The sequence below is a fragment of the Clostridium sp. DJ247 genome (assembly GCF_014231265.1).
In genome coordinates this window covers 51485-57789 of sequence record NZ_JABAIW010000033.1, presented here as the reverse complement: position 1 = coordinate 57789, position 6305 = coordinate 51485, and the positions used below count along the sequence as shown (strand labels likewise).

Genomic DNA, 6305 nt, shown 5'->3' with positions numbered 1-6305 from the left:
AAAATAATTATAGTAATGTATATAATTTTTTAGGAATATTGGAGGATGTACTAAGAGGAACTGGTTATTATTTTAATATTGATGAAGAATTATATGAAAAACAAAGAGTAGAACTAAATAGAAGGGGATATAAAGGTTTTGCTATATTAGATTTAAAATATATAATAAATAATTATATTAGGGTTTTATATCTAGATAAAGCAAAAAGTAAGCCTATACTATTAAAATATATAAATAGTGTAGATGAATGGATTGATGAAGCTGATAAGGATAAATACGATATTGGTAATATAGCTGAAGTATGGGCTAAATAAATAGTTCAATAATTTTCATTCACTTAAATGGTAAATCTTTTTATTCTGTAGTGTGTCCAGCAAAGCTGAATCATGCTAACTGGTGAAAGTCTAGTCAAGGTAATTGTCAAGAGGACTTGTAGTTAACCACCATGAGTAGCAGAACTACTATGACTATTTGTTCATAAAAAATTCTTACAAATGAGATCAAGTTGTAACAATCACATTTTAATATAGAAATTGGGTATTCATTAATCGTATCCTATTAATGCACAATACTTAGCCCTTTTTAGTCAAGCACTTGGTTAACTCCAGGTGCTTATTTGTTTACAAAACATTAAGAAAGTAAATAAATATGTAATAGTTATGTAATAAGGCTGTAACAATAGATGGCTATAATAATAAGTGTCCTAAGATATTAAAACTTAGAGAAAAATAATATTAAATATAATAAGTCCCCCTTATTATATGAATATATAGAAAATAAGCATTGGTAAGAAGCCGGTGCTTATTTTATTTATAAAGAGTATGAGAATTATAGTAGGAACTTTTAGTATCAAAAACGACCGTTTACAAGACTTTTAATACTAAATTACTTTTGCACGAAGTTATGCTATCACCTCAGTATTAAAACTAGCATCAAAATCAAAGTGTTAATATTGCGTATAAATACCCTTTATGATACTATAATAGTAAGATAAATTACAATTCTTGGTGATAAGTGAATGGGGGATTAAAATGCTAATAGGGTATGCAAGAGTAAGTACAGAGGAACAAAATTTACATAGGCAAATAGATCAACTTAAGGAATTAGGATGTGAAAGAATATATACAGAAAAAATAACAGGAACTAAATCAGATAGACCAGAGTTAAACAAAATGTTAGATCAGTTAAGAAATGGTGACACAATTATAGTATGTGAGTTAACAAGACTAAGTAGAAGTACAAAGGATTTATTTAAATTAGTTGAAACAATAGAAGATAAAGGAGCTAACATAAAGAGTTTAAAAGAAAATTGGATTGATACGACGACACCACAGGGTAAGCTTTTGTTTACTATATTTGCTGGAATTTCGCAGTTTGAGAGAGACCTTATTTCACAAAGGACTAGGGAAGGGCTTTCTAGCGCAAGGGCAAGGGGACGCAAAGGTGGAAGACCTTCTAAAAGTAGTAAAGATATTGAGAAAGCATTAAAGCTTTATAACAGTAAGGAGTATTCGATAACTGAAATAACAGAAATGACAGGAGTATCAAAACCTACTTTGTATAGATACTTAAGGAATAGATAACAAAATATGAATTTTAAGGATAGGAATAAAAGCCTATTCTTTTTTCTATGATTAAAATACATCTACAGGTGTTGATTTGTAGAATAACGGATTTTGGATAAAAACTATAATTAATATATTTAATACTTATAATAGGAGTTTTTATATCTTAAAAGCACTTATAAAAATCACATATTCATATTATAAGGGGGGTAGGTTTCCATAGAAAAGGGGCCGATCTGGCATGAAAAGTGCTATAACACTTTCAACTCCACACCACTATATAATAACTAGAATATTTTATAACCTAATGGATTGAAAAAACCTCTATTTTATCTTTGGTGGTTTATGTGGCGGATATTTAAAGATCTAATAATATAGACAAATAGACTCACATATATGGCAAAAAACCTAAAATAATATGATAAGTCATTTGTATATGGTAATGAGCTACGTTTATATGCAAATTGGTTCTGGTATGGAAATTTAAGCACCCTTTACGTATATGTAATACAAAATTTTAAATAGCTTACGAATTACATGAAGATTTAAGTATATTAAAAGGAGCCACTGTTATACTTAGTAACTCCTTATTTATAAATACTATTGAAACAATAAACATTTATGAATATATTTGTTATATAAGTCTAAATGTTAGACGTAGTTATTTAAATTATTATTTTAACCTGCAAGATTCAATGAAATCCTTACCCAACATTGTAAATGAATATGTAGCCTTTTCATAAAACATTATTTCTAGTTTCTTTTTATCTTCCGCGTTTGACATTAACTCATAAAGTTTATCTGGTAATTCTGAGTTCCATAGTTTTAATCTTAGAAAGTTATCAATACAAATTAATAATTCTTTCTCATCTATTTTGAACTCACTAAAAACACGTTTCTTAACATGTCTTAATGGAAAATCGTAATCTTTATACTGATTAAATAAGTAATCTAATATTTGAGCTTCTAGCGGTGTTAGCTGTTTAAGTATATCTATATAGCTTGGTCTAACTGAGTTCCCGTTTAAATAACTGGCATTTACTAATAGTGCTGTCCATTTTTCTGATAATGTTTCATTTTCTTCAAGTGACCCTTGTTCTAGTAGTGGAACTAGTATTTGCGTGGGTACTTTTTGAGGTTCTAGTCCATTATTAATAAAATATTCCTTAGCTTTCAATAATAATCTTACTTGATTTTTTATTCTTAAGTAACGAATGTTATCAAACGCTATATTTCCTACCTCTCTTAATGGTTGTCCGATTAATTCACCTAGAAAGCTAACTGCTTTTATTTTTAACTCATTAGGTATTTCATCTACTAGCTCTTTAATTTTTTCTAATTCATTAGACATCTTATACTATCTCCTTTCTATGCTTTAGGATTTATAGCTTATACTGTAGAAAGATATCCTTTGACTATAATAATTTTCTACATATTAATATAATAATATATATAATGTTAATTTTAAATATATCTGCTAATATTAAGTCTGTAATAATTTCTTAAAAGTATAGCAAATATTCAGTTTTATATATTGTAGTTTTTAAATGTGTAGAATACAATATGTTGTATTATTGCAAATGAAAATACCATGCAAATGAGGCAATTTGATGAACTTAAAACATTATGCTAAAATATAAAAAAACTTCAAAACTTGTCTATTTTTGATATACTTATAAATATGAAAAATCAAATAATCAGTAAATAATAGGATTCAGATATATGATACAAATTTCATAATTTTAAAAAAATTTATTTAGGGGAAATGGAATATGAACATATTTTATTCGTGGCAAAGCGATTTAGATAATAAAAGCAATCGTAATTTTATTCAAAAGGCATTATATAAAGCTGTGTCGGATATGGAGATTGACGAAAATGTAGGTTTTATAAACATAGATAGAGATACCAAAGATACTAGCGGGGCAGTAAATATTAGAGATACTATTTTACATAAAATATTACAATCTCAAATTTTAGTTTATGATGTGTCAATTATTAACAATGATAAGGAACATAAAAAATGTATTAATTCAAATGTTGCATTTGAACTTGGATTTGGAGTTTGTGCATCAGGATGGGAAAAAATCATACTAGTATTTAATAGCAACTATGGTGATATAGAAGATGTACCTTTTGATATACGTGGACATAGAGTGGTACAGTATAGTTTTAATGGAGATGCAAGTTTAAGGGCTAGTAGTATGAAGGAGTTAACTAGAGATCTAAAAGGTGCTATAGAAACTATAATTAATAGTAAAAACTTTAAAGTAGATACTGGTATGAAATTAAGTAATGAAGAAATAAAAATAAAAAATGATTATGAAAAACTAAATATTTTCTTAAGTAACATTCATATACCTACTTTTGATAATAGTTTCAAATTAATAAATGAGTCAAATGTGATAATGCATGATATTTTTCATTATTTTGACGGTATTAAAGCATTTATTACTTCAGTGGACTTTTACTTTTATGATGAAGAGTTGAAAATTAATATATTAGAATTTTATAAATATCTTAATTCTATACTTAGCTATGATAATTATTTTACTGGCGATAATGGCAAGGTCTTTAAGTTAAATACAGATAGTCAAAAAGTAGAATCAAATTTTAGAAGAGATGCAGGGTTGTCTATGAAAGGAATGAAGAACTTGCTGGATTATATAAAGAGTACGTATCCCAATATTGACTTCAATGAAACAAATAAAATGGCATTATCTGATAAACAGAAGTATGAAAAAATATTTGAGGATTAATTTCAATAAGTAGATAGAATATCAGTTTTATATTAATATTTTAAATGAAATTGTAAAAATTATATAAGTTAAAAATATGGATTTGAATTGTATGATTAAAATTGATTTGATATGACATTTATAGTATTAAAAAGGCAAAAGATGTTTTTGTGATATAATAAGATATATTATCATACAAATTTATACACAATATGCTAAGTATGTGTTAAGGGGGAGTTTTTGGTGGCTTTAATGTATTATGCAAAATTAAATGTTAATTCTCATATTTTTGAAGTTTATGAGAAAAAACTTAGACTAAAGGATATATTATTTAATTTAGCTAAGTCTTTAAATGATGAAACAGAATATATTAACAAAAATACCTATACAAAAAATGGTGAATTAAAAGTCAATGAAGAAATTTACAATTTTGCAGATTTGAAGGAGTATAGAGACAATGTGGAACATTATATAACCGGAAATATTGTTAGGAGATTTCCTTACTTTACTGAAAGATTTAATGAAAAAACTAGAAAGTTTACCAGGGAAGTAATATCAAACAATTCAACAAGTATATTTTTTTATTTTGATATTAAGACCGAAATCATAACGTTTTGTAATAGACGAAATTTTAAACAAATACAATTTATCAATGCATTTCAAAATCTAGTAAATTTATGTTATAAAGATATAGGATTTCAGGTTTTCATAATTAGTGACCCATTTAGTATTAGTGAAAGGTTATCTAAAGTAAAAAAAGTTACAAGAATCAAAGCAACTATAATTCCTCCAAATGTAAATGAGGAACATTTTAAGGAATTGTATGATGAAGAAGTTAGCACTCTTCATGAATCACATATAGGAAAGAAGACAACAATTTTTGAACATGATATTAAAGGTTCAAAAGGCATAAATATAAATAGTAAAATGGTACAAAAAACAATTAATGCTAATGAAGCTTTTAAAACTTTTGAAAAAGGGTATGGGAGATTAGAAGTTGAAGGTGTACTCACTGATGGAACAAAATATCATTTTACTTCAGATGATGATTCTCCATATATGACCTTAATTGATGAAAACTTGAAAGATAGTATAGATGAATTTATAAAAGAAAGTAAAAATGGAATTAAAAGATACATTGCTAGGTTGCTTAATAAAAAAAATAAATAACTTAAGGAAGGAACTTAATTATGGATTTATTGAAAAATCCACTAGAATTTAAAGACTTGTATAAGAAAGCATTTAAAAAAAATCCATTATTTGATGGAAGTAAGATTGAAGTAAAACTTGCAATGGCGTTTACAATAGTTTCACTGATTCTTCTTTGGATACTATTAATTAAAAATAATGACACAAGTATAACAAGCATATTGTTGAATTTAATGTTATATATTGGTTCAGGGCTAATTTCTATGCTAGGATTTATTATTAGTGGATTAGCGATTGCATCAGGAACCATCAATAATAAAATTGCGCACAGAATGAATATAAAAGGTAAATTTGATTCTATTTTAGCTATTCTATTTAGTTTCTACTATATTGGGAGAGTAATTGGTCTAGTGATTATATGTTACTTCTTAGCATATATCGTTGTTTCTATAGATTTACCTATAATAAGTTGGTTATATTTCATAGTAGCTTTTATTTTAGCTTATGGATTCCTGTTTTCAGTGTTTTATTCAGTATCATTATTGAAGACATGCTTAAATTTATTTGTACTAAATTACAAATATTGGTTTATTGAACAATCAGAAGAAAAATCAGAAGAAAATTTTGCGGATGCATTTAATTCGGTTAGAATAGATACATTAACTAAGATTTTGCTTGAAAAAGGAATAATTCTGGATAAAGATTCATTTCAGAAAAAGTTAAAGGAGACTATTGATAAAGATTATGATGGGCAGATAAAAAATGATTTATTAAAGAAAACAGACGAATATTATTAATTTGCCATACAGATGTAAATTTTTTATGAGGTGTTTTTAAATAATATTAAAATAAA

General features: G+C 26.3%; 6 protein-coding genes. 5 read left to right on the top strand and 1 reads right to left on the bottom strand.

The features are described from left to right. Positions 1 to 314, top strand: a 314-nt coding sequence (locus HGI79_RS13975; RefSeq protein WP_185651310.1) for a hypothetical protein, incomplete at its 5' end; no start/stop codon positions are given. Positions 315 to 1031: 717 nt separating this feature from the next. Continuing rightward, a complete protein-coding gene (locus HGI79_RS13970; RefSeq protein WP_185651309.1) occupies positions 1032 to 1583 on the top strand; it encodes a recombinase family protein in 552 nt (183 codons plus the stop codon). A 655-nt stretch (positions 1584 to 2238) separates the two neighbouring features. Here HGI79_RS13970 and HGI79_RS13965 read toward each other — a convergent pair. Then, a complete protein-coding gene (locus HGI79_RS13965) occupies positions 2239 to 2916 on the bottom strand; it encodes an Abi-alpha family protein (protein WP_185651308.1) in 678 nt (225 codons plus the stop codon). A gap of 421 nt (positions 2917 to 3337) precedes the next feature. Here HGI79_RS13965 and HGI79_RS13960 point away from each other — a divergent pair, with 421 nt between their 5' ends. The 3 genes from HGI79_RS13960 to HGI79_RS13950 all read left to right on the top strand — a co-directional run bounded on the left by HGI79_RS13960 (position 3338) and on the right by HGI79_RS13950 (position 6249). After that, entirely contained in the window at positions 3338 to 4324 is a 987-nt protein-coding gene (locus tag HGI79_RS13960) for a hypothetical protein (RefSeq protein WP_185651307.1), read from the top strand. Positions 4325 to 4546: 222 nt separating this feature from the next. Next, positions 4547 to 5473, top strand: coding sequence for a hypothetical protein (locus HGI79_RS13955; RefSeq protein ID WP_185651306.1), 927 nt, complete (start codon positions 4547 to 4549; stop codon positions 5471 to 5473). 20 nt (positions 5474 to 5493) lie between these two features. Then, on the top strand, positions 5494 to 6249 hold the full coding sequence (locus HGI79_RS13950) for a hypothetical protein (RefSeq protein WP_185651305.1): 756 nt from the start codon (positions 5494 to 5496) through the stop codon (positions 6247 to 6249). The last annotated feature ends 56 nt before the right edge of the window (positions 6250 to 6305 follow it).

Bases quoted from the DNA above. Each gene is read 5' to 3' on its own strand.
- HGI79_RS13970 (WP_185651309.1), top strand. From the start codon at position 1,032: ATGCTAATAGGGTATGCAAGAGTAAGTACAGAGGAACAAAATTTACAT.
- HGI79_RS13965 (WP_185651308.1), bottom strand. From the start codon at position 2,916: ATGTCTAATGAATTAGAAAAAATTAAAGAGCTAGTAGATGAAATACCT.
- HGI79_RS13960 (WP_185651307.1), top strand. From the start codon at position 3,338: ATGAACATATTTTATTCGTGGCAAAGCGATTTAGATAATAAAAGCAAT.
- HGI79_RS13950 (WP_185651305.1), top strand. From the start codon at position 5,494: ATGGATTTATTGAAAAATCCACTAGAATTTAAAGACTTGTATAAGAAA.